At 71.7% G+C, this 21,295-nt stretch carries 19 protein-coding genes and 1 tRNA gene; 6 read left to right on the plus strand and 14 right to left on the minus strand.

Features of this window, described 5'->3' with window-relative positions; translation table 11 throughout:
- Positions 1-7: 7 nt before the first annotated feature.
- Genes ehuD through ehuB form a run of 3 tightly spaced genes read right to left on the minus strand, consistent with a single transcriptional unit; the run spans position 8 to position 2,303 of the window.
- Complete coding sequence (ehuD, locus tag OG331_RS31015) at positions 8-658, minus strand: ectoine/hydroxyectoine ABC transporter permease subunit EhuD (protein WP_406202267.1); 651 nt, start codon at positions 656-658, stop codon at positions 8-10.
- Positions 658-1,377 carry an ectoine/hydroxyectoine ABC transporter permease subunit EhuC gene (gene ehuC / locus OG331_RS31020; RefSeq protein WP_383239146.1) on the minus strand — a complete coding sequence of 240 codons (720 nt, stop codon included), beginning with the start codon at positions 1,375-1,377 and terminating at the stop codon, positions 658-660. The genes ehuD and ehuC overlap by 1 nt, the downstream gene beginning before the upstream one ends.
- On the minus strand, positions 1,374-2,303 hold the full coding sequence (gene ehuB, locus OG331_RS31025) for an ectoine/hydroxyectoine ABC transporter substrate-binding protein EhuB (protein ID WP_406210389.1): 930 nt from the start codon (positions 2,301-2,303) through the stop codon (positions 1,374-1,376). Before ehuB ends, ehuC begins: the two co-directional genes overlap by 4 nt.
- A gap of 47 nt (positions 2,304-2,350) precedes the next feature.
- Here ehuB and OG331_RS31030 point away from each other — a divergent pair, with 47 nt between their 5' ends.
- Complete coding sequence (locus tag OG331_RS31030) at positions 2,351-2,848, plus strand: DUF3830 family protein (RefSeq protein WP_406202269.1); 498 nt, start codon at positions 2,351-2,353, stop codon at positions 2,846-2,848.
- 48 nt (positions 2,849-2,896) lie between these two features.
- Here the strand turns inward: OG331_RS31030 and OG331_RS31035 are convergent, their stop codons facing one another.
- A complete protein-coding gene (locus OG331_RS31035) occupies positions 2,897-4,297 on the minus strand; it encodes an amidase (RefSeq protein WP_406202271.1) in 1,401 nt (466 codons plus the stop codon).
- 23 nt (positions 4,298-4,320) lie between these two features.
- Positions 4,321-5,328 carry a D-2-hydroxyacid dehydrogenase gene (locus tag OG331_RS31040; protein ID WP_406202273.1) on the minus strand — a complete coding sequence of 336 codons (1,008 nt, stop codon included), beginning with the start codon at positions 5,326-5,328 and terminating at the stop codon, positions 4,321-4,323.
- Between the two features lie 181 nt (positions 5,329-5,509).
- Here OG331_RS31040 and OG331_RS31045 point away from each other — a divergent pair, with 181 nt between their 5' ends.
- The 3 genes from OG331_RS31045 (at position 5,510) to OG331_RS31055 (ending at position 8,291) form a co-directional block, all read left to right on the plus strand.
- A complete protein-coding gene (locus OG331_RS31045) occupies positions 5,510-6,301 on the plus strand; it encodes a decarboxylase (RefSeq protein WP_406210391.1) in 792 nt (263 codons plus the stop codon).
- A 26-nt stretch (positions 6,302-6,327) separates the two neighbouring features.
- Complete coding sequence (locus OG331_RS31050; protein WP_406202275.1) at positions 6,328-7,059, plus strand: decarboxylase; 732 nt, start codon at positions 6,328-6,330, stop codon at positions 7,057-7,059.
- A gap of 122 nt (positions 7,060-7,181) precedes the next feature.
- Entirely contained in the window at positions 7,182-8,291 is a 1,110-nt protein-coding gene (locus tag OG331_RS31055) for an LLM class flavin-dependent oxidoreductase (RefSeq protein WP_406202277.1), read from the plus strand.
- 9 nt (positions 8,292-8,300) lie between these two features.
- Here the strand turns inward: OG331_RS31055 and OG331_RS31060 are convergent, their stop codons facing one another.
- The gene (locus OG331_RS31060) at positions 8,301-10,130 is read right to left on the minus strand and encodes a putative bifunctional diguanylate cyclase/phosphodiesterase (protein ID WP_406202279.1); all 1,830 of its coding nucleotides are present in this window, start codon (positions 10,128-10,130) and stop codon (positions 8,301-8,303) included.
- Positions 10,131-10,514: 384 nt separating this feature from the next.
- On the opposite strand from OG331_RS31060, the gene OG331_RS31065 reads away from it, so the two are divergent.
- Positions 10,515-11,954, plus strand: coding sequence for a M6 family metalloprotease domain-containing protein (locus OG331_RS31065; RefSeq protein WP_406202281.1), 1,440 nt, complete (start codon positions 10,515-10,517; stop codon positions 11,952-11,954).
- A 348-nt stretch (positions 11,955-12,302) separates the two neighbouring features.
- Here the strand turns inward: OG331_RS31065 and OG331_RS31070 are convergent.
- The 7 genes from OG331_RS31070 to OG331_RS31100 all read right to left on the minus strand — a co-directional run bounded on the left by OG331_RS31070 (position 12,303) and on the right by OG331_RS31100 (position 18,894).
- Positions 12,303-12,376, minus strand: a tRNA-Lys gene (locus OG331_RS31070).
- Positions 12,367-12,942: a bifunctional DNA primase/polymerase gene (locus OG331_RS31075; RefSeq protein WP_406202283.1), complete on the minus strand. Its 576-nt coding sequence runs from the start codon at positions 12,940-12,942 to the stop codon at positions 12,367-12,369. The genes OG331_RS31070 and OG331_RS31075 overlap by 10 nt, the downstream gene beginning before the upstream one ends.
- 113 nt (positions 12,943-13,055) lie before the next feature.
- Positions 13,056-13,421, minus strand: coding sequence for a hypothetical protein (locus OG331_RS31080; RefSeq protein WP_383239126.1), 366 nt, complete (start codon positions 13,419-13,421; stop codon positions 13,056-13,058).
- Between the two features lie 320 nt (positions 13,422-13,741).
- Positions 13,742-15,076: an AAA domain-containing protein gene (locus OG331_RS31085; protein WP_406202285.1), complete on the minus strand. Its 1,335-nt coding sequence runs from the start codon at positions 15,074-15,076 to the stop codon at positions 13,742-13,744.
- Positions 15,073-16,677, minus strand: a complete 1,605-nt coding sequence (locus OG331_RS31090) for a hypothetical protein (protein ID WP_406202287.1) — start codon at positions 16,675-16,677, stop codon at positions 15,073-15,075. The genes OG331_RS31085 and OG331_RS31090 overlap by 4 nt, the downstream gene beginning before the upstream one ends.
- The gene (locus tag OG331_RS31095; protein WP_406202289.1) at positions 16,668-17,894 is read right to left on the minus strand and encodes a hypothetical protein; all 1,227 of its coding nucleotides are present in this window, start codon (positions 17,892-17,894) and stop codon (positions 16,668-16,670) included. Before OG331_RS31095 ends, OG331_RS31090 begins: the two co-directional genes overlap by 10 nt.
- Positions 17,845-18,894, minus strand: coding sequence for a phosphatase PAP2 family protein (locus OG331_RS31100; protein ID WP_406202291.1), 1,050 nt, complete (start codon positions 18,892-18,894; stop codon positions 17,845-17,847). Before OG331_RS31100 ends, OG331_RS31095 begins: the two co-directional genes overlap by 50 nt.
- A gap of 184 nt (positions 18,895-19,078) precedes the next feature.
- Between OG331_RS31100 and OG331_RS31105 the strand changes: the two genes are divergently transcribed.
- Positions 19,079-19,675 carry a histidine phosphatase family protein gene (locus OG331_RS31105; protein WP_383239111.1) on the plus strand — a complete coding sequence of 199 codons (597 nt, stop codon included), beginning with the start codon at positions 19,079-19,081 and terminating at the stop codon, positions 19,673-19,675.
- A gap of 28 nt (positions 19,676-19,703) precedes the next feature.
- On the opposite strand, the gene OG331_RS31110 is transcribed toward OG331_RS31105, so the two are convergent.
- On the minus strand, positions 19,704-21,191 hold the full coding sequence (locus OG331_RS31110) for a hypothetical protein (RefSeq protein ID WP_406202293.1): 1,488 nt from the start codon (positions 21,189-21,191) through the stop codon (positions 19,704-19,706).
- Between the last annotated feature and the right edge of the window lie 104 nt (positions 21,192-21,295).

Raw genomic sequence — 21,295 nt, forward strand, 5'->3', positions numbered from 1 at the left:
AGGGGTGTCAGCGGACAAGGCGTCGCTCCAGGGCTCGTACGAGAAGGGAGGCCGGGTAGGCGATGAGGATGAAGGCCACACCGATGACCGTCAGGGGCTCGGTGAACTGGAAGGTGTCCTGCGCGAACAGCCGCGCCTGGCCGAGCATCTCCATGACCGTGATCGTCATCAGGATGGGTGTGTCCTTGAGCATCGCGATGACGTAGTTGCCGAGTGCCGGCACGACCCGGCGGATCGCCTGCGGGAGGATCACCACCCGCCACGTCCTGGTCACCGGCAGGTTCAGTGCCGTCGCGGCCTCCCACTGGCCGACGGGCACCGCTTCGATGCCGGCCCGGTAGACCTGCATCGTGTACGTCGAGTAGTGCAGCCCGATCGCGAAGACGCCGGTGGTCAGCGCCGAGGCGGTGATGCCCCACTCGGGCAGCACGTAGAAGAGGAAGAACAGCTGCACCAGCAGCGGGGTGTTGCGGATGAACTCCGTGACCGCCCCGACCGGCCAGCGCACGAAGCGGCTCGGTGCGCGCATCAGCAGCGCCCACACCAGGCCCAGCCCGAACGAGATCAGCGAGCCGAGGGCCAGGATCTGCAGGGTGAGCAGCAGTCCGTCCCAGAATCGCGGCATGAAGTCGGCGACAGCGCCCCAGTCCCAGGTCATCAGAGAGCACCTCCCGCGCCGACGCCGGTCGTTTCAGGACGGTGCAGCTCCTGGTCGGGTGTGCGCCCGACGGACTTGCCCACACCGGCCTTGAGCTTGCGTTCCAGTCCGCGCATCCCCCGCGTGAGGAGGAAGGCGATGACGAAGTAGATCACCAGGACGTACGTGTAGATCTCCGCGCTCTCCTGGAGCGCGAGGCGCACCAGGTTGGCGCTGAAGGCCAGGTCGCCCATGCCCATGACGGACACCAGTGCGGTGCCCTTGAGCAGCTCCACCAGCAGGTTGTTGAAGGAGGGGATCATCTCCGGTATCGCCTGCGGCAGCAGGATCAGCCGCATCCGCTGCCACGGCGTGAAGCTGAGCGCGATGCCGCCCTCACGCTGCGCCGGGTCGACGGAGTTGAGGGCGCCGCGCACGATCTCGGCGCCGTACGCCCCGTAGGTCAGCCCGAGTGCCAGCGTGCCCGCCCACAGGGGCACCAACTGCCAGCCGAACGCGACCGGCAGCACGAAGAACACCCAGAAGATCATGATCAGGGCGGAAGTCCCGCGGAACACCTCGGTGTAGACGCCCGCGAGGAAGCGGACGATCCACAGCCGGTGCGTGCGGGCCATGCCGACCCCGAAGGCGACCGCCGTTGCCACCAGCGTGCTCAGCACCAGCAGCTGGACGGTGATCCAGATTCCTTGGAGTACGAGTTCCCAGAGTCCCGAGGTCATCCGCTCTTCCCTCCGCCGCACAGCTCCTTCGCGGTGAGGTCGGTCATCTCGGCCTCGGTGAAGCCGAAGGGCTTGAGGATGCGGAACAGTTCGCCGCTCTTCTTCAGCTTGTGCAGCTCGACGTTGAAGGCGTCCCGCAGCGCGGTCTCGGTCTGCCGGAACGCGAACGCGCCGCCGTCGACGTGCGGTTTGCCGCCGACGAGGGGCGCGAAGGCCTTGGTGGACTCCGCCTTGGCCGACTTCTTGACGACCTCACGGGTGGTCAGCGCGGTACCGGCGAAGACGTCCACGCGTCCCGCCTCGACCGCGTTCAGCCCCGCGACCTGGTCCGGGACGATGAGGATGTCGCTCTCCTTGTACCCCGCCTCGACGGCGTACTGGATCTCGGCATAGCCGGTCCCGGTGGCGAACTTGGCCTTCTTCTCGACGACGTCCTTGTAGTCGTGCAGCCCCTTCGGGTTGCCCTTGCGCACGATGAAGGAATCGAGCATCTGGTAGTCGGGGTCGGAGAAGATGACCTGTTCACAGCGTTCGGGATTGACGTACATCCCGGCGGCGACGGCGTCGAACTGCTGGGAGTTCAGCCCGGGGATCAGCGACCCGAACTCGGTGGGCACGGGCTGCACCCGGTCCACGCCGAGGCGCTTGAAGATGACCTTCGCCAGCTCGGGCGCCTCACCGGTGAGTTCACCGTTCGTGTCGATGTACCCGAAGGGAATCTCACCCGCGATGCCGAGCCGTACGACGCCGGCGGCGCGCAGCCGGTCGAGCAGCTCGCCGCCTTCCTTGGTGGAGGCCGTTGCCACGCGCGAGCAGCCCGCCGCGCCCAGCGCGCCGAGCGCCGCCACCCCCGCGAGCAGCGACCGGCGTGTGGTCCCGGATCTGTGTTCGACTTGTGTTCGGACATGTTCCATAGGTGGAGCCATGGCGGCGCGGCTACCCGAGACCATGCGATGTATGCACCCTTGGATGCATGACTGAACGGTTCATCGAGGTGTCGCTGGTCAAGCGGGGCATCCACTGCACCGCAAAACTCCTGGACGACCGAGCCCCGCTCACCTGCGCGGCCGTCTGGGACGCCCTGCCCCTGACCGGCGACGTCTACCACGCCAAGTACGCCCGCAACGAGATCTACGCCCTCTTCCCGCCCTTCGCGGAAACGGAGCCGCCGCTGGAAAACCCGACAGTCACCCCCATTCCGGGCGATCTGTGCTATTTCGCCTTCTCGGGGACGGAACTGGGCACCAAGTCCTACGGCTACGACCGTGAGGTCCGCCCCGGCACGACGGTGGTCGACCTGGCCCTGTTCTACGAGCGCAACAACCTGCTCCTGAACGGCGACGTGGGCTGGGTGCCCGGCATCGTCTGGGGCCAGATCGTGGAGGGCCTGGAGGAACTGGCCCAGGGCTGCAACGACCTGTGGCGGTCGGGGGCGCTGGGAGAGTCCCTGAGGTTCCGGCGGCTCGAGTGACGCGTCGCCCGGGCGCGCCCTTCGAGGTGATCGAGACCGGTACGGCGGTCAGGTCCCGGAGGGCGTGAGCCCGGCCCAACCGGTCTCGTACAGCGCGTGAGCCGCCCGTAGCACCAGATCGTCCCGGTGCCGGGCGGCCACGAGTTGCAGCCCGATCGGCAGACCGTCCCCGTCCGTGCCGACAGGGACGGTGGCCGCCGGCTGCTGGGTCAGGTTGAAGGGGTACGTGAACGGCGTCCAGCCCGTCCACCTGCGATGCCCCGAGCCCTTCGGGACCTCGGCGCCCGCCTCGAAGGCCGTGAGCGGGAGGGTCGGAGTGACGAGCAGGTCGTAGGTGTCGTGGAAGCGGCCCATACGGCGGCCCAGTTCCATACGGACGTCCACCGCGGCCAGATAGTCGAGCGCGGAGAGGCGGGCGCCCGTGTCGCAGATCTCCCTGAGGCCCGGGTCGAGCAACTCCCGCTGATGCGGGCCCAGATGCTGGGTCACCCGGGCGGCGCCGGTGAACCACAGGGTGTGGAAGGCGTCCACCGGGTCGGTGAAGTCGGGGTCGGTCTCCTCGACGAACGCGCCCAGCCCCGCCAGTCGCTGCACCGCCCGCCGTACCGCCGCCGCGACCGCCGGGCGCACCGCCACCTGCCCGCCGAGCGAGGGCGAGTAGGCGACCCGCAGCCCGTGCACCCCGCCGGCCAGGCCCGACACGAAGGAACCCGGCGCCGACGGAAGGGCCGACCAGTCGCGGGAGTCGGGCGTGCCGATGACGTCCAGGAGCAGGGCCGCGTCGGCCGCGTCACGGGTCATCGGGCCGACGTGCGCCAAGGTGCCGAAGGCGCTCGCGGGGTACAACGGGACACGGCCGTACGTCGGTTTCAGGCCAAAGATGCCGCAGAACGCCGCCGGGATGCGGACACTGCCGCCGCCGTCCGTGCCGAGCGCGAGCGGCCCCGCGCCGAGCGCCACGGCCGCCGCCGCGCCGCCACTGGAGCCGCCCGCGGTGCGGGTCGGGTCGTACGGGTTGCGGGTGACGCCGGACTGGGGTGAGTCGGTGACGCCCTTCCAGCCGAACTCCGGGGTCGTCGTCTTGCCGAGGAAGACGGCGCCGTGGGCGCGCAGCCGGGCCACGGAGGGGGCGTCCTCGTCCCAGCTCCCCGTCTCGGAGATGGTTTTCGAGCCCTTCAGTGTCGGCCCGCCGCGCATCAGCAGGATGTCCTTCACGGTGACCGGAACCCCGTCGAGCAGCCCGGCCGGTTCGCCGCGCCGCCAACGGTCCGCCGACGCGCCGGCCTGCGCGAGCGCCTCCTCGGCGGTCAGGCGCACAAAGGCGTTGACCTCCGGCTGGATCCGTTCGGCCCGCTCCAGGGTCGCGCGGGTGGCGTCGACGGGGCTGAACTCTCCTTTGCGGTAGCCGTCGAGGAGTTGTACGGCGGTCAGTTCGGTGAGATCCGTCATGCGTCGCCCTCCAGCCGTAGACATCAGCGTCCGGGTACGTACCCACGCTGCTTGTCGACCACGTTCAGCAGCGGTCTGCCCGCCTCCCACCGCTCGTACAACTCCACGAACTGAACTCCGAGTTGATCCCGCCAGCCGATCGTGTCCCCGCTCATGTGCGGCGAGACGATCAGGTTCGGGACCTGCCACAACGGGTTCTCGGGGGTGAGGGGTTCCTGCTCGAAGACGTCGAGCGCGGCCCCCGCGATCCAGCGCTTGGCGAGGGCCTGGGCCAGGTCGTCCTCCACCACCAGTTGCCCGCGCCCGACGTTGATGAACCGGGCGGAGGGCTGCATGACGCCGAAGCGGCGGGCGTCGAACATGCCGTGCGTCTGGTCGGTGAGCGGCGCGGCCGCGATCACCCAGTCGGCTCGGGCGATCAGCCGGTCGAGGTCGTCGGGACCGTGGATGCCGGTCCGCGGGGTCCGGCCGACCAGCGCGGTGGTGATGTCCAGGGCCTTGAGCGTGCGGGCAATGGCACGGCCGATGGGGCCGGATCCGACCACGCACGCGCGTGTGCCGGCGACGCGCTGCCCCTCCCGGTGCCGCCACTCCCGGGCGCCCTGCAACTCCAGGGTTCTCGGCAGGTCCTTCGCCATCGCCAGCACCAGCGCGGCGACGTACTCGGCGATCGGCTGGTCGAAGATCCCGCGCGCGTTGGTGACCAGGGTGTCGGACTCGGTGAGTTCCGGGCACATCAGATGGTCCACGCCGGCGCTGGCGGTGTGCACCCAGCGCGGCCGGGGTCCCGCGCCGGGCCACGCGTGCCGTACGGCGTGGGAGGTGAAGTCCCAGACCAGCAGCACGTCGGCGTGCGGCAGCCGCTCGGCGAGGGTCGACTCGTCCGCGTGTTCGACGCGGGTGCGACCGGTGAGACGGCCGAGGCGGGGGAGGGGCTCGGCGTCGAGGACGAGGAGCGTGGGCGGGGCGTCGGGCCGGCGGTCGGGCCGGGGGTCGGAGGCGGGTGTCGGACCGGGGGTGGGTGCGGTCATACGGGGTCGTCTCTCCGGGGTCTGCGGGGGCGATTCTCGGAGTTCTGCTGGATCGGATGGCCGTCTGACATGCGAGGTTTGACCACGCTCGCACCCGAACCTACCTTCGTCAACACGGGCGTGCGTGAGGTCCGTTGCTCACCTGTTTCTCGTAGTGAGGGCGGTGCCTGCAATGAGCTCCCTGGACATCTCCTTCCTCGGCGGACCTCTACCCCAGCGTGGGGTCGGAGTCGTCGCCCCCTTCGACTTCGCGCTGGACCGCGAACTCTGGCGCTGGGTGCCGGACGACGTCTCGCTGCACCTGACCCGAACACCGTTCGTCCCGGTCGAGGTCAGCCTCGATCTGGCCCGTCTGGTCAGCGAGCACGAGACGCTGAGCGAGGGCGTCCGTACCCTGAACGCGATTGCCCCCGAGGTCATCGCCTACGCCTGCACCTCCGGCAGTTTCGTCGGCGGCATCGCGGGCGAGCGGGCGATGTGCGAGGCGATGACCCGGGCCGGCGCGGTGCCGTCCATCACCACGTCCGGCGCGCTCCTGGAGGCGCTCGCCGAGCTCCGGGTACGGCGGGTGGCGCTCGTGACGCCGTACACCGTGTCGGTGACGCGGGCGCTGGAGGAGTACGTCGCCGAGGCCGGGACCGTGGTCACGGGGTGCGCGTTCATGGGGCTGACCCGGCACATCTGGAAGGTGCCGTACCGCGATGTGGCCGACATGGCCCGCCAGGCCGTACGCCATGCCGCCGACGCCCTCTTCATCAGCTGCACCAACCTCCCCACCTACGACGTGATCCCCCAGCTGGAGGCGGAGCTGCGCATCCCGGTGCTCTCGGCCAACCAGGTGACCATGTGGGCTGCGCTGCGCCGACTGGGTACCCGAGCGGTGGGGCCGTATCAGGCGCTGATCGATCCGGCGGCGCGTGGCGGTGCGGCACTTCCGGAAGTACCGGATGTACCAGAGCAGGAACAGCAATAGGAGCAGCAAGCAGCAGGAAGGCTGACATGACGGCACTCGGATTCCTCTACCCGGGCCATTCCGCCGAGGACGACTATCCACGCATCGAGCAGTTGCTCGCCAGCGACATCCGGCTCGACCTGGTGCACACCGACATCGGCGAGGACGCGCACCGGGTGGACGCGCTGCTGCAGATGGGCTCTGCCGAGCGCCTCGCGAAGGGCGTGGAGGAACTGCGGCTGACGGGCGCCGAGGCGGTCGTGTGGGCGTGCACCAGCGGCAGCTTCGTCTACGGCTGGGAGGGCGCCCACGAGCAGGTGCGCACCCTGGCCGTCGCGGCGGGCATGCCGGCGTCGTCGACGTCCTTCGCCTTCGCGCACGCGGTCCGCGAGCTCGGGGTGCGGCGGGTGGCGATCGGCGCGACGTACCCCGACGACGTGGCGGGTCTCTTCTCGGACTTCCTGCGCGCCGCAGATGTGGAGGTGGTGTCGGTCCGGGGGTCCGGCATCATCACGGCGGCGGAGGTCGGCACCTGGGGCGAGAAGGAAGTGTTCGCCCTGGCGAAGGAGGCCGACCACCCCGATGCCGAGGCGGTCCTCCTCCCGGACACGGCCCTGCACACCGCGTCCCACATCCCGGCCCTGGAGCAGCACCTCTCCAAGCCGGTCCTCACCGCCAACCAGGTCACGGTCTGGGAGGCCCTGCGGCTCACGGCCCGCCGCGTGAACGCTCCGGCGCTGGGCGCACTGTTCACGAGGGAGCCGATCGTCCAGGCGTAGTGCCCCCTCGGCCACCGTCCCTGGGGGTTCCGCCCCCAGGGACACGGGTGAGGGAATAAACCGGAGCCACCCTCCTGTTAACGCCGGACGGACACCGCACGGCACAACCGCAGGAGGCACACGTGGCGGCAGACGAGACCCGGGGCACGGCGGACGAGATCCGGGGCACAGCACAAGGCACCGCCCCCGTCCCCCTCTCCGTACTGGACCTGGTCACGGTCAGCTCCGGACACACGGCCACCGAAGCCCTGCGCACCAGCGTCGAGCTGTCCCGCCTCGCGGAGGCCCGGGGCTTCCACCGCTACTGGGTCGCCGAACACCACTCGATGCCGGGCGTGGCCTCGTCCTCCCCCGCGGTGATCCTCGCCCACCTGGCCGCCCACACCACCCGCATCCGCCTCGGCTCGGGCGGCGTGATGCTCCCGAATCACGCCCCGCTGATCATCGCGGAGCAGTTCGGAACCCTGGAGGCCCTGGCCCCCGGCCGCGTCGACCTCGGCCTCGGCCGGGCCCCCGGCACGGACGGCGCCACGGCGGCCGCCCTGCGCCGCACCGAACACCTCAACGAGGGCGCCGACGACTTCCCCGAGCAGCTCGCGGAACTCACCCGCTTCCTCGACGACGACTTCCCGGACCGCCACCCCTACCGCCGTATCCACGCCGTCCCCGGCCCGGTCCAGGCGACGTCACCCGGCGGCGTCCAGTCCCCGCACCGTCCCCCGCTCTGGCTGCTCGGCTCCTCCGGCTTCAGCGCCCGCCTCGCTGCGGTCCTCGGCCTGCCCTTCGCCTTCGCGCACCACTTCTCGGCGCGGAACACCATCCCGGCCCTGGACCTGTACCGCGAGTCCTTCCGGCCCTCGGCCGTCCTCGACCGCCCGTACGCCCTCATCGGCGTCTCCGCGCTCGCCACCGACGAGGAGAAGGAGGCCCGTCGCCAGGTCGAGGCAGCCGCCCTCGGCATGGTCCGCCTGCGCACCGGCCGCCCTGGCCTCATCCCGGCGCCCGAGGAAGCCGAGGCCTACGAATTCACCCCGATGGAGCGCGAGTTCGCCGACTCCTGGAACGCCAACGTCATCCACGGCACCGCCGACGAGGTCCGCTCCGGCCTCGACGACCTCCAAAAGCGCACCGGCGCCGACGAGTTGATGATCACGAGCAACGCGCCCGGCATGGACGTACGCCTGCGCTCCTACGAACTCATCGCGGACGCCTACGGGTTGCCGGCCGCCTGACCCGACCGGCTACACCCGTACGCCCAGCAACTCGGAGATACGATCCGGCGACACCGGCCGCGAGTACAGCCACCCCTGACCGGTGTCGCAGCCGATCCGCTGCAGCCGCGAGGCCTGCGCCAGCGTCTCCACGCACTCCGCGGTGACCGTCAGACCCAGCCGGTGGGCCAGCTGGATCATCGCCTCGACCACGACCTCGTCGGCCGGGTTCGGGGGAACGGCCGCGCTGTTGTCGCTCTCGTACTGGAAGCCCCGTACGAAGGAGCCGTCCAGCTTCAGCACGGAGACCGGCAGCCGGCTGAGGTACGCGAGGTTCGAGTAGCCCGTGCCGAAGTCGTCGATCGCGATGCGTACGCCCATGTCGCTGAGGGCCTGGAGGTCCTGGAGCGGTCGTCCGGACGAGCCCATGATCGCCGACTCCGTCAGCTCCAACTGGAGCAGATGCGGGGCGAGTCCGGTCTCGTCGAGGATCCGGGCCACGTCCGCCACCAGGTCGGAGTCCCAGACCTGGCGGACGGCCACGTTCACGCTCACGAAGATCGGCGGCTCGTCGGGGTGGGCCACCTGCCAGGACTGCGCCTGGCGGCAGGCGGTCTCCAGGATCCAGCGGCCGAGCGGCACGATCGAACCGTCCTCCTCGGCCAGTCCGATGAACCGATTCGGCGCCAGTACGCCGAACTGAGGATGATTCCAGCGGACAAGCGCCTCGACACCGCGCAGCCGGCCGTCGTCCATGCTCACCAACGGCTGGTACTCCAGGGCGAACTCACCGCGCTCGATCGCCGGCCGGAGGGTGGAGGCGAGGGCCTGGCGGGTCATGCGGTGGGCGTTGCGTTCGGGGTCGAAGAGCGTCCAGCGGTCCTTGCCGTCGGCTTTCGCCCAGTACAGCGTCGTGTCGGCGGCCTGCATCAGAGCGGTCGGGGTGGTGCCGGCCGCGTGGCGTTCCACGACGCCGATCGAGGCGGACACCGACAGCCGCCGGCCGGAGATGTCGAAGGGGGCGTGCAGGGACTCGAGCACCGACTCGGCGAGGTCGGCCAGTTGTTCGGTGCCCGTCGAGTCCTCGATGAGCAGGGCGAATTCGTCACCGCCGAGCCGGGCCACCAGGGGCGGGATCGACCTGGTGTGTCCCGCCTCCTCGGCGCAGTGCGTGAGCCGCTCGGCCACGGCGGCCAGCAACTTGTCGCCGACACGGTGGCCGAGGGTGTCGTTGATCGCCTTGAAACCGTCAAGGTCCAGGTAGCACAGGCCGATTCGGCCGGTGGTGCCGCTCTCGTCGTACGACTCCACCTCCAGCGCGGCCGTCAGGCGCTCGAAGAACAGGGTGCGGTTGGGCAGCCGGGTCACCAGGTCGTGCATCTGCAAGTGCCGCAGTCGCGCCTGGAGTTCGCGCTGGGAGCTGATGTCGGCGACGGACAGCAGAACGCCGCCGGGCTCCGCGCCGGGCAGGGGCGCGACCGTGACCTGCGCCCACAGGGAGCTTCCGTCCTGGTGCTTGATGCGGCGCGTGCAGCTCAGTTCGGCCTGCCGGCCGCGCAGCACCTCGCGGTAGGTGTGCCAGGTGCGGGCGTCCGACGCGAGGTCCACCAGATCGGCGGCGACCGCCCCGGGGAGGTCCTCGGGGGTCGTGCCGAGCAGGTCGGCGAAGGACGGGTTGGCGCCGGTCACCAGGCCCTCGCGGTCGACCACGGCCATCGCCAGGGGGGCGGCGGAGAAGGCTGCGTAGGCGGCGGGGTGGGGCGGCGCCGCAGTACCGGGGGATGGGTGTCGATTACTCTCTGCCACGGCTGCCCTGATGAGGTCTGCCGCGGGCGTCGGCCCTTCGGACGTTCCGCTCACCGCTCGCTCCCGCAGTGCACTCGTTCTTCGGATGGGTCTCATCGGAATGGCCGGCCGGGTGAAGGGGGGTGCCCCCCTGCTCGACCGAAGCCGAGCCCTGGGGGCGGCCACCGGGCCGTGTCCGTGCAGGAAAGTGTCAGGAAAGTGTGCCGATCATAGAGGCTGGCCCGAGGGCCTTCCACCTACTGTTCAGTGTTCCCGCGTGACGCGCGCTTGTGACAGATCGTTTCTGCCCGCACGTGGACGGCTTCTTAGGACCCCCGACCAGTTGTGACGTTCCGTGAGCGATTCGGGGGTGTCGGTTCTGACGATCCCTCGGCGCTCTCACCCGTCTGGTGCAGCTGAACAGGACGTAGTACGACAATCCGACACAGGCTGGGTGCGGTGTCCCGCGAACCGCACCCGGAGGTCCACGTGCCGCGTCAGTTCCCCCTGCTCCGTGGGCTGGGCCTGCTGCGGGACCGGCCCCGACTGCGCAGCACCGCCGCGGTGTTCACCACGATGTCGGCGCTCGCCGCGACCTCCCTGTTCGCCGGCCCGTCGGTCGCCGAACCGTTCGACCCCGCGCCCTGTGCCCTCAGGCGCACCGCGGCCCACCACTCCGAGGGCCTGAACACCTGGAACGCCGCCTACCCGCGCCCGAACCGTGAACTCGACGCGGTCATGGTGTTCCTGTCCTTCCCGGACTCGGCCCCCCTGACGACACCCGCCGAACTGACGGCCGACCACTTCCCGGCCACCACCCGCTTCTTCGAACGCGCCTCCTACGGCAGATTCACCCTGCGCCCGCATCCGCTCCGGCACTGGCTCCGCATGCCGCGTCCGTCGACGGCGTACGCCATACAGCGTGACTGGCGCGTCACCGACCGGGCCGCCTATCTGCGCGACGCCCTCGCCGTGGCGGACCGGGAGGTGGACTTCTCCCGCTACGACATCGTCTACTTCGTCGCCGACCCGGACGCGCCCGGCGTCGACTCCGACGCCACGAAGGTCGTCAACCTGGACGCCCCGCTGCGGGCCGACGGCACCGACATCCGGCGCGTCGTCACGGTGTTCGAGAACCATCCGCCGGACCGGCTGGTCCTCGCCCACGAGACCGGCCATGTCTTCGACCTGCCGGACCTGTACCACCGCCCCGTGGACGGCAAGGGCGACTGGGACACCTATGTCGGCGACTGGGACCTGATGGGCAGCCAGTTCGGCATGGCGCCGGATCTGTTCGGCTGGCACAAGTGGAAGCTGGGATGGCTGGAGCCCCGCCAGGTGGTGTGCGTGCAGGGGCAGGGCGCCGGCTCCACGCGGCTGACGCTGGAGCCGCTGTCGGCGGGGCCCGGGGTCCCGGTACAGACGGGGGCGGCGGGGTCGCCCGGCCCGTTCGGAGCGGTCGGTTCGTACGGTTCGTACGGTTCGTACGGGGCGTACGCAGGCGCCTACGGCAGTTCGTACGGCAGCGCTCAGGGCGCCGCAGTCCCGGGCTTCGGGCTGGGCCACGGCATCAAGCTCGCCGTCGTCCCCACCGGGCCGGAGAGCGCCCTCGCTTTCGAGGTGCGCGGCTCGGTCGGCAACGACGCGCAGGGCTGCCGTCAGGGGGTGCTGGTCTACCGGGTGCGCAGCGAGACCGAGTCCGGGGGCGGGCCGGTCGAGGTGATCGACGCCCATCCGCACAGTGAGGCCTGCTGGGAGGAGTCCGTGTATCCGCCGCTCGCGGACGCGCCGGTGGGGCTCGGTGAGAGCTTCACGGTGCGGGAGGAGGGTGTGCGGGTGGACGTGGAGGGGCGGACCGCTGTGGGGGCGTGGACGGTGAAGATCACGGCGGTCAGGTAGCGCGTGCGCCGAGTGCGGGGTCGCGTGGCGGGCCTGCTGTACGCCGGGGTGGTACGGGCACGCCTGGTGCTCGGTGGTGGGCCGGGGCGGTAGCTGTACGTGTCGTGGGCCGGTTGTGCGCCCGGCGAACGGGTTGTGCGCCGGGTAGCACGCGAAAAGGCCCCGCTTCCGCGAGAGGCCTTCACCGTCTGTGCGCCGCCAGGGACTCGAATCCCGGGCTCGAATCCCGGACCCGCTGATGCTGCATTCCCCGGGGGTGACCCCCGGGCCCCCAGCCGCCCCTGCGGGACCGCGGGAGCTCCCTCAAATGCGAAGGCCCCCCGCTTCCGCGAGGGGCTTCACTGTCTGTGCGCCGCCAGGGACTCGAACCCCGGACCCGCTGATTAAGAGTCAGCTGCTCTAACCAACTGAGCTAGCGGCGCCTGCTGACGTCGTAGACCTTAGCACCCTGATCGGGGTGGGGAAAAATCGATATCCGAACGGCAGCGCGAGCCGCCCGCACGGCCGCCCAGACCAGTACCTCGGGGCCCGGCAACCAGGGATTACGGGTGTCGGGAGCGACCAGCCAGCGGGAGCCGGAGTGGGCGTCGGAGGCGGACCCGCCCGGGACGGTCACCGCGTCTCCGGTGCCGTGGCACAGGAGCGGCGGGACGTCGCCCACACGGCCGAACTCCTCCCACCGCAGCAGCGAGGGCAGCCGCTGGGCCGTGCCGGGCGCGGCGAACAGCAGCATCCGGCCCCGGAGCATCGCCACCGGCCCCGATCCCGGGCCTTCCTCCCAGAGCCGGTCGACCATGCGCCGGCCGAAGATCGAGGGTGCGCTCACGACGTCGAAGACGGAACCGCAGCCCAGGACCACGGGGGCTGTCGGCTGCTCGTCCCAGAGCGCCCGGGTGCTGCGCGGATACGGTTCTGCGGAAGCGAGCCAGGCGGCGCCGTCCGCGGTGAGGGAGGCGGGCGATAACGGGGCGTTACATGTGCTGCTCATGGCAGATACATCTACCGACGGTGAGGGCTTGTTCGCCGAGAGTTCCCGGAAACCGGGACACGGCGGGTTGGCAGGGCGTATCTTGCCCGCCCACCTGGCATATGCCATGGGGGTCACACCGGATCGACGTGCCCCGGTCCCTCGACCCCCCGCATCAGATCCCTGCCGAACTCCACCATCTTCTTGGCGTAGTCCTCGGTCCACTCGGCCTGCGCGGCGATGTCGGCGGGCGTCAGCCGGTCGAAGCGCCGGGGATCCGCCAGCTGGGCCGCCGCGATGGCCTGGAACTCCATCGCACGGTCCGTCGCCGCCCGGAACGCCTGCGTCAGCTCGGTCGCCCGTGCCAGCAGCGCCTGCGGGTCGTCGATCGACTCCAGGTCGAAGAAGTGCTCCGGGTCGGAGGCCGCCTGCGCGGGCTCGAAGAGCAGGGGCGCGGGGCGTAGCCGCGGTTCGTTCCGACGCGGCGTGGGCTCCGCCATGTCTTGTCCTCCTCGTACGTCACCGATCTCGTAGGTCACCGTCCCGCCCCCGCAAGCGGAGGCATCCCCAGCGGACCGGCCCACCGTCCATTGTCCCGCGTCCACGCAAGTGGGCATCGGGCGCAGGTCAGAGGCACGGTCACCGGGTTCTACCGGGGCCGCCACGCCACCCGGTGCTCGGCGAGCCGCGCCAACACCGCATGATTCGCCTCCCAGCCATCAGGGCTGTATTCGTTGGCCGCCTCCGGCGGCGTGCCGGACTCCGTCCGGCGGATGGGCGGTGTTGCGGTCCCGGTGCGGTGGTGCGGGTGCTGTTTCGTTCACGGCCGCCACGCCACCCGGTGCTCGGCGAGCCGAGCCAACACCGCATGATTCGCCTCCCAACCATCAGGAAATTTCACCACCGTCCCCAGTTGCACCGGCTCCGTCGACGGATAGTCGTCCAGCAGCTCGCTCACCCCTGCCCGGCACACCACGATGCACGCGTGGCGGTGGCGGGAGGCGAGGACGCACAGGCGGCCGGTCTCCAGGTGGAAGGCCGTGGCGTCGGGGCGGCCGGAGAGGGGGTGGAGGACCACGGTCACGTCGTACTCGCGGCCCTGTAGTCGATTCGCCGTGTCCACGGTGACGTCCGTCACACCCAGCTCGGTCAGGGCCGCCCGGACCGCCGCCGCCTGGTCCCGGTGGGCCGTGCCGACCGCGACCCGGTCGGCCGTGAGGGGCGCGGGATCCGGCGAGCGTTCCGATGTCGCCGCGCCGCCCCGGTCCAGGAGGCGCCGTACGACCGTCGCGACCGCCCGTACCGCCTCGGGGTCCGTGCGCGGGGTGTGCCGGGCGGGCAGCTCCAGCAGGCCCCAGCCCGACCGGGCCGCCTCGTCGATCACCCGGTCCGGGCCCGAGCCGTCCGACGGGACCGCGAAGGCCAGGCTGCGGTCGCCGTGGTCCGTGCCGCTGCGGAAGGGGGTGTACGGGTAGAAGGCGTCGGAGACCAGGGGCGCGGCGGAGGCCGGGAGACGCCAGGAGACCGGCAGCCGGTGCTGGGGCAGTTCCGGATTGTGGGCCAGAAGAGTGGTCACGGCAGACCCGGAGGGGTCGTACGACAGGCCGGCCCACTGCTCGCTGCCGACGATGGAGAAGGGGTCCAGCTGACCCGGGTCGCCGACGAACAGCGCCCGTTCGAAGAGGCCGGCCACCGCGAGCAGCGAGTCCGAGCGCATCTGGTACGCCTCGTCGACGATCGCGTGCCGCCAGGGCTCGTCGACCTTGACGTGCGCCCACTTGGCCGCCGTCGAGATGACGACCGACAGGCCGCTCAGGTCGCCCGCCTTAGCCGACTTCCGTACGTTCGGCAGGTCGTCCAGCGCCTTGTCGTACGGGTCGGCGTCGCTGCTGTGCAGGCGCCCCACCGGCAGCTCGGGGTTCTTCTCCGCGAGCCTGAGCACCAGGTCGTCGACCTGGGCGTTGGTCTGCGCGACGACCATCAGCGGGCGCCCGGCGTCGGCGAGTTCGAGGGCCGCGCGGACGACGAGCGTGGACTTTCCGGCGCCCGGCGGGGAGTCCACGACGACACCGCGCGCGGTGCCGTGCAGCGTGTCGTGGAGGATCGCGTCGGTGGCCTCGGTCGCCGCGGCGCCGGGGTTGAACACGGCCGTCACAGGACGTCCTCCTGGGTCAGCGGATCGGCGGCCTCGGACACCTGCTCCCCGGGCGGCCCGCCGTGCGTCCACGGCGTCTCCTCCGGGTCGGGCAGCTTCGCGCCGCCGCGCTGCTCGTGCTCGAACAGCGTGAAGCAGACCAGGTCGCCCTTCTCCGGCACCGACCCCTCCTCCGGCTCCTTGCCGCGGCCCATCTTGTCGAGCACCCGCAGCACCATCAGCGCGCCGTCATCCCCGAAGTCCCCCTCGTAGCCGACGAACTCCGCCGACTGAGGCTTCCCACCCAGCGACCGGAACACCTTCGCGCGCTCGCCCAAATGCGGCCGGTCATCCGTGCGAACGGTGACCAGGGGGCGCGGACTGGGCCGCTTGCCCTCGCTGTACGCCATGACGACATCGGTGACCTCGCCCGCGAACGCCTCCCCGGCCAGCCGCCGCCCCGCCATCACCAGCGGGTCGTCGAGCGCCTCCTGCGCCTCCAGCCGGGCCTGTTCCCGCTCGCGCGCGGCGAGCTTGTTGGCCGCGGTGACCGCGTCGTCGCGGCGCGGCTGCGGCGGCTCGCCGGCCACGACGCGGTCGCGGTGGCCGGTGAACGACCAGCGGTCCCGGGTCCACCGCTCCTCGACCCGCCCGGCCTCGGGCAGCTCCCGCACCAGGTCGAGGCCCCGCCACACCGCGTCCCAGGTGGGCCGGGTCCGGCTCGCGACGAGGGCCCGGATCTCCCGCTCGGCGGCGGTCAGGTCCCCGAGCCGGTCGTCGGCCTCCAGCCCGTCCTCGGCGGCGGCGAGGGCCGTACGCGCGCGGTCGTAGCGCTCGATGGCCGGGGCGAGCAGCTTGTTGTCGAAGGCCGGGTCGGTGGCGGGACCGGCGGGCGGGCACAGCAGTTGGCCGTCCCGGTCCCGCGCGAGCTCCGCGCGCAGGGCCGCCTCGGCGCCCGTCTCACCCTCCGGCGGGGCGATCCACGCGAGCAGCGCGCCCAAGTGCTGGTCCTCCAGGGTGGACTGGCCGGTCGCCCAGTGCCGGGTCAGCACGTCCGTCATGGCCAGCAGCAGCGAGGAGCCCGGCACGCGGGCCCGCTCGCCGAAGTGGGTCAGCCAGCGACCGAGCAACGGCACGCGCGGGGGCGCGGGATACGGCGTCTCCGGGTCCTGTTCCGCCGTACGCCTGAAGCGCATGGAGCGGCCGAGGAGGCGCACGAAGTCGACGCCCGCGCGGCTCGGCACGATCAACTGCGGGGCGTCCGCGCACAGTTCGACCTCGACCTTGACCCGCTTGCCGGTCTCCGGATCGGTTTCGCTGCGCTCGGCGGCCTCGACGTCCTCGGCGAAGGCGTCGAGGTAGGGCAGGACGACGTCCGCCAGCTCGGACAGGAAGCCGAACCTGAGGTCCCGGTCGCGCGGCTGCGGTACGACCAGCAGGTGCGGGGCGTCCCGGTCCGTGCCGACCAGCGCGCCGAGCGGGGCGCCGGCCTCACCGGCGGTGGTCAGGGGCACGAAGACCAGGGGCCGCTCGGACAGGCGCCGGTGACGGACGGTGGCGGCGGGCTGGGCGCTGCCCGTGCTGACGGCTTCGAGGCGGGCGAGGGTGGAGATCAGTGACACGCGGCCACCGCCTCCTTGCCGAAGGCACCGGCATCCCGGCCGAGGTCCCGGGCGTCCCGGCCGAGGGCCTCGGCCCGCAGCCACGCGGCCCTGCGCAGGGCCGCCACCGCCGGGTCGTCCGGGTCGCCGGACTCGCCGCGAGCCGCCGAAAGGACGCCCTCGACCGTCGTCAGGTCGCCCAGCTCGGCCCGCACCGAACGGCCCAGCGATGTCACCGCGCCGGACGCGCGCGAGCGGGAGCGGCAGTGGAAGGCCAGCTCGCACGCGGACAGGCACTCGGGCGCGTAGGTCGCCGGGACCGACTCGACGGCGGTCGTCAGGTCGGCCTCGGGCAGCTCGGGGGAGAAGCAGGTGCCGTCGGGGAGCGTGTCGGCGATGTCCTCGATGCGGGTGAGGCGGGCCAGCTGGCGGGCGGTCACCGCGCGCTGCTTGCGGACGTCGACGGCCGAGGCGGTGGGGAGGTTGGAGAAGTCCTTCGGGCAGACGAGCAGGATCCGGTGGCGCACGCGCGGGGCGGGTGCGCTGTCCGAGGCACTCCCCGGCTCGGGCGACTTGGTCTCCGGCTCCGCGCCGAGCCGGCCGGCGATCTGCTCCAGCGCCAGCACGTACACCGCCGCCTGCCGCGCCGCCGCGCCCACCTTCGCCGGGTCCGCGGAACCGTCCAGCATCGGGAAGGACTTGATCTCCACGACCGTCCAGCTGCCGTCCGGGTGCACGACCACGGCGTCCGGCTCCAGGAAGGCGGGCGACCCGGCGACGTCCAGCGCGAGCATGGGGTGGTCGAGCAGGGTCCACTCGCCGCGTGCCTCGGTGGCCTCGCGCAGCGCCAGTGCCGTACGGGCTGTGCGGCCCTCGGGTCCTGACGCGACGAGCTCGGGCACACGCGCGTGGGCGGGCGGTTCGGCACCGCGGTCCAGCTTCTCGTGGACCAGGCGCAGCAGCTCCGCGCCGCCGTCCGCCTTGACCTTGGCCTCGAAGGCGTTGCCGCGTGTGAAGGCGAACTGTGACTGCCCGAAGACCGCCGGCGAGCCCAGCGCGCTCGCCAGCGCGGCCTTGTTCACCCCGGCGCCGTCCAGGATCGCTCTGCGCTTGCAGCCGGGGTTGGCGGCGAGGGCGGCCAGGGCGCGTGCGTCCAGCGCCTTGGCCGGGACTTCGGGACCGCGCAGCTCAGCGAGCCGGTGCCGGAGCGCCGTCCCCCGCGTCCTGGGGAGAGGCACTCGGCTCGGCTCCGGATCCGAACCGGGACTCGCGCTGCCGTGGAATTCGCTCACCCGCGGAAGTCTGGCATCCGCCACTGACAATTGAGGAAGAAGCGTCGGCAGAGCCGCTCCCGACCGAGGCGCCGGAGCCGCTCGTGACCGTGGCACCGGCGCGGCTCGGGGCCATGGCGTCGGCGCTCCTCGCGACCGTGCCGACGGAGGCCGGCGCGACGGGTGCGGCCACCACCGCGAAGCGCGCCCGGACCCGGTCCGCGGTGCGCAGGACGTACGGCGTCAGCAGCAGGCCGGCGCCCATCACGGCGGCGCCCGCCACCGCGTCGAGGAAGTAGTGGTTGGCGGTGCCCATCACCACGATCGTCGTGATCAGGGGGTAGGCGACGGCCGCGACCTTCGTGAGGCGCGTCCCGCCGTACCGCCACAGCATCACCCCGCACCACAGCGCCCAGCCGACGTGCAGGCTCGGCATGGCCGCGTACTGGTTCGTCATGCCGCCGAGGCCCTTGGGCGCGCTCGCCTCGCCGCCCCACCAGCCGTACGAGCTGTACTGCGCCATCGTGTCCACGAAGCCGTAGCTCTCGGCGAGCAGCCGCGGCGGGCAGGTGGGCAGCAGGGTGAAGCCGATCAGGCCTATGAAGGTCGACGTCATCAGCCAGGTGCGGGCCGCGCGGTAGTGCACGGTGCGGGACCTGAAGATCCAGACCAGCAGCACGGGCGTGATCAGGTAGTGCAGCGACGCGTACCAGAAGTCCGCCGGGACGCCGATCCAGGGCTCGCGGGTGAAGAGGCGGTTGAGCGGGTGCTCCGCGTTCAGGTGCAGGGCCTTTTCGATGTCCAGGATCGCCAGGCCGTGGTCGACGGCGTGCGAGACATCGCCCCGGGCGAGCAGCCGGCCCGCCGAGTAGCAGGCGTAGACCAGCAATATCAGCGGCAGCTCGGTCCACCAGCGCAGGCGGGTCCGCGGCGTCGCCTCCACGCCAGCTATTTCGGCGTGTGGCATCCGATCGCCTCCCCCTTCTTGTCAGCGCCCGGTTGACCGGCCGTACCACTTTACGGTGTATGCGCGAGCCCCCTTCGGGCGCCCCGGCCCTCAAGACGCAGAGATCGCCCACCGGGTTGCCCGGGTACGGCGTGCGCGATGATGGACACATTCCGCTGCTCGTATCTCCCGGAAAGGTCCCTTCATGGCACCGCGCATCCTGCTCGCCCGGCACGGACAGACGGCGTGGTCGCTGTCCGGCAAGCACACGGGCAGGACCGATGTGCCGCTCCTGGACGAGGGCCGCCAGGGCGCGAAACTGCTCGGCGAACGCCTGCACCGGCCGCCGTACGACGGGCTGGCGGGGGTCGAGATCCGCACCAGCCCGCTGTCACGCGCGCGTGAGACGTGCGAACTCGCCGGCTTCGGGGACCGCGCGCGTACCTGGGACACACTCCTGGAGTGGGACTACGGCGCCTACGAGGGCATGACACCGGCGGACATCCAGGCCGTCCGCCCCGGCTGGCTCATCTGGCGCGACGGCGTGCCCGAGGGCGAGACCCTGTCCGAGGTGACGGCCCGGGCCGACGAGGTGGTGGCTTGGGCGCGCGAGGAGGACCGGGACGTGCTGGTCTTCGCGCACGGGCACATCCTGCGGTCCATAGGCGCGCGCTGGCTGGGGCTGCCGCTCGACTTCGCGGCACGGATACGGCTCAACCCGACGTCACTGTCGGTGCTCGGATGGGCCTACGGAGAGCCGGCGATCGAGAGCTGGAACGACCTGGGGCACCTGGCCGGATAGTGCGCCCGGCGGTGTGGCCCGCGGGCGGTCACGCCGTGCGCGGCACGCTCGCGTGGCGTTCCAGGAACGCCGACACCCCACGCGCCCTCCGGTGCGGCAGCAGCACCCGAGCCGTCCCGGCCAGCATCGTCTGGACCCGCGACGACTGCACCTGGTCCAAGAGGTCCAGCACACGCATCCCGGCCGTCGCGGCCTCATCGGGTCGGCCCCCACGGGCCAGGTCGTCCGCCAGTTCCGCCGTGTAGAGGGCGATGTTGCGCGTGAAGTGCGGGTCCTGGAGCTGCGCCGCCCGCCCCGCGTGCCGCGCGGCCCGCTGCCAGTTGCCCAGCATCGACCAGCACTGCGCCTCCAGGATCTCCAGCTCGGCCTCGCCGTAGAAGCTCATCCACTCGGGGTCGGCGTCCGCGTGCCCCCGGTCGTAGAGGGCGTGCGCGCGGGCGAGGGCCTGTTCGCAGCCGACGCGGTCGGCGAGCCCCGCCCAGCCGCCGGCCTCGCGCAGCGCCAGCAGCGACATCAGGCGCGAGGAGCCCAGGGGCCGCGCGACGCGTTGCGCGGCCTGCGCCGCCCGCACGGCCTCCCGCGGCCGGCCCGCGTCCCGCGCGAGGAAGGACGTGTTGCAGAAGGCGTGCGCCTCCAGCGCCGGGTCGCCCGCCATCCGGGCCGTGGCCAACGCCTCCGCGTAGTGCGACCGCGCGTCGTCGAACCGCCCCGAGTCGTGCGCCAGCCACCCCACCGAGATGGCCAGTTCACCGGCGCCCGAGTGGAGCCGGTCGCCGGTCGCCTGCCGGGTCGTACCGGCGTCGAGCAGCTCGTACGCCGCACGCAGCGGAGCTGCCGCGCGCCGGTAGAGGCCGTCGGCCCCGTGCCGGTCGTCGAGCAGCCGGATACGGCGTACGGCCTCCTCCAGCGCGTCCGCCTCGCGGCCCCCGGCACGTCTGACGGGACGCTCCGCGGCCGCGGCGTCGAAGGTGAGCCCCAGGGGGCCCAGCGAGGCGGCGGCCACTGTGGCGCCCCCGCCGGTCATGAATGCGCGACGCAGCACGTCGCTCTCCTCGTGGATCTCGTCGTTCTCGTGGTTCTGCTCTGCTCCGTACGCGGCGTACGGGTCCTGCGGGTTCAGCGAGTCCTTCTGGTCATACGGCTCGTGGGTCCCCCACGTCTCACTCGTGACGCACACCGGGCTCGTGAGGTGCACGAGGGGCGCGTCCTCGTCGGTGCGCGCCCGGCGTCCGCGTACGGACGAGCGGGGCGCGAAGCCGAGGTCGGTGAGCGTGCGGCCGGGGAACATGTGCAGGAACACCCGTTCGTACGCGTAGTTGGGGCAGCGGATCTCGCCTGCCTCGACCCGCCCGACGTAACGCGCGTCGCAGCTGACCCGCTCGCCGATCTCGCGCGCGGCCCGTCGTACCGCCGCGGCGAACTCGGCCGGCGAGCGCTGTCCGCGCAACTGCCGGAACGCGAGATTCGGCCGTGGCGGCCTGGGGGACTGGGACGTGGTCAGCTCTGACGACGCCATGGCCGGGTCCTCTCGTGCGAACCGTCGAACCATGCCGGAATCCGGGCGAGTTGAACGGAATGTCCGTGCCGGGTATCCGTACCGAATATCCGTGTGGTGCCCTT

It is taken from the genome of Streptomyces sp. NBC_01017, from assembly GCF_045162795.1.
GTDB classification, from domain to species: Bacteria; Actinomycetota; Actinomycetes; order Streptomycetales; family Streptomycetaceae; genus Streptomyces; species Streptomyces machairae.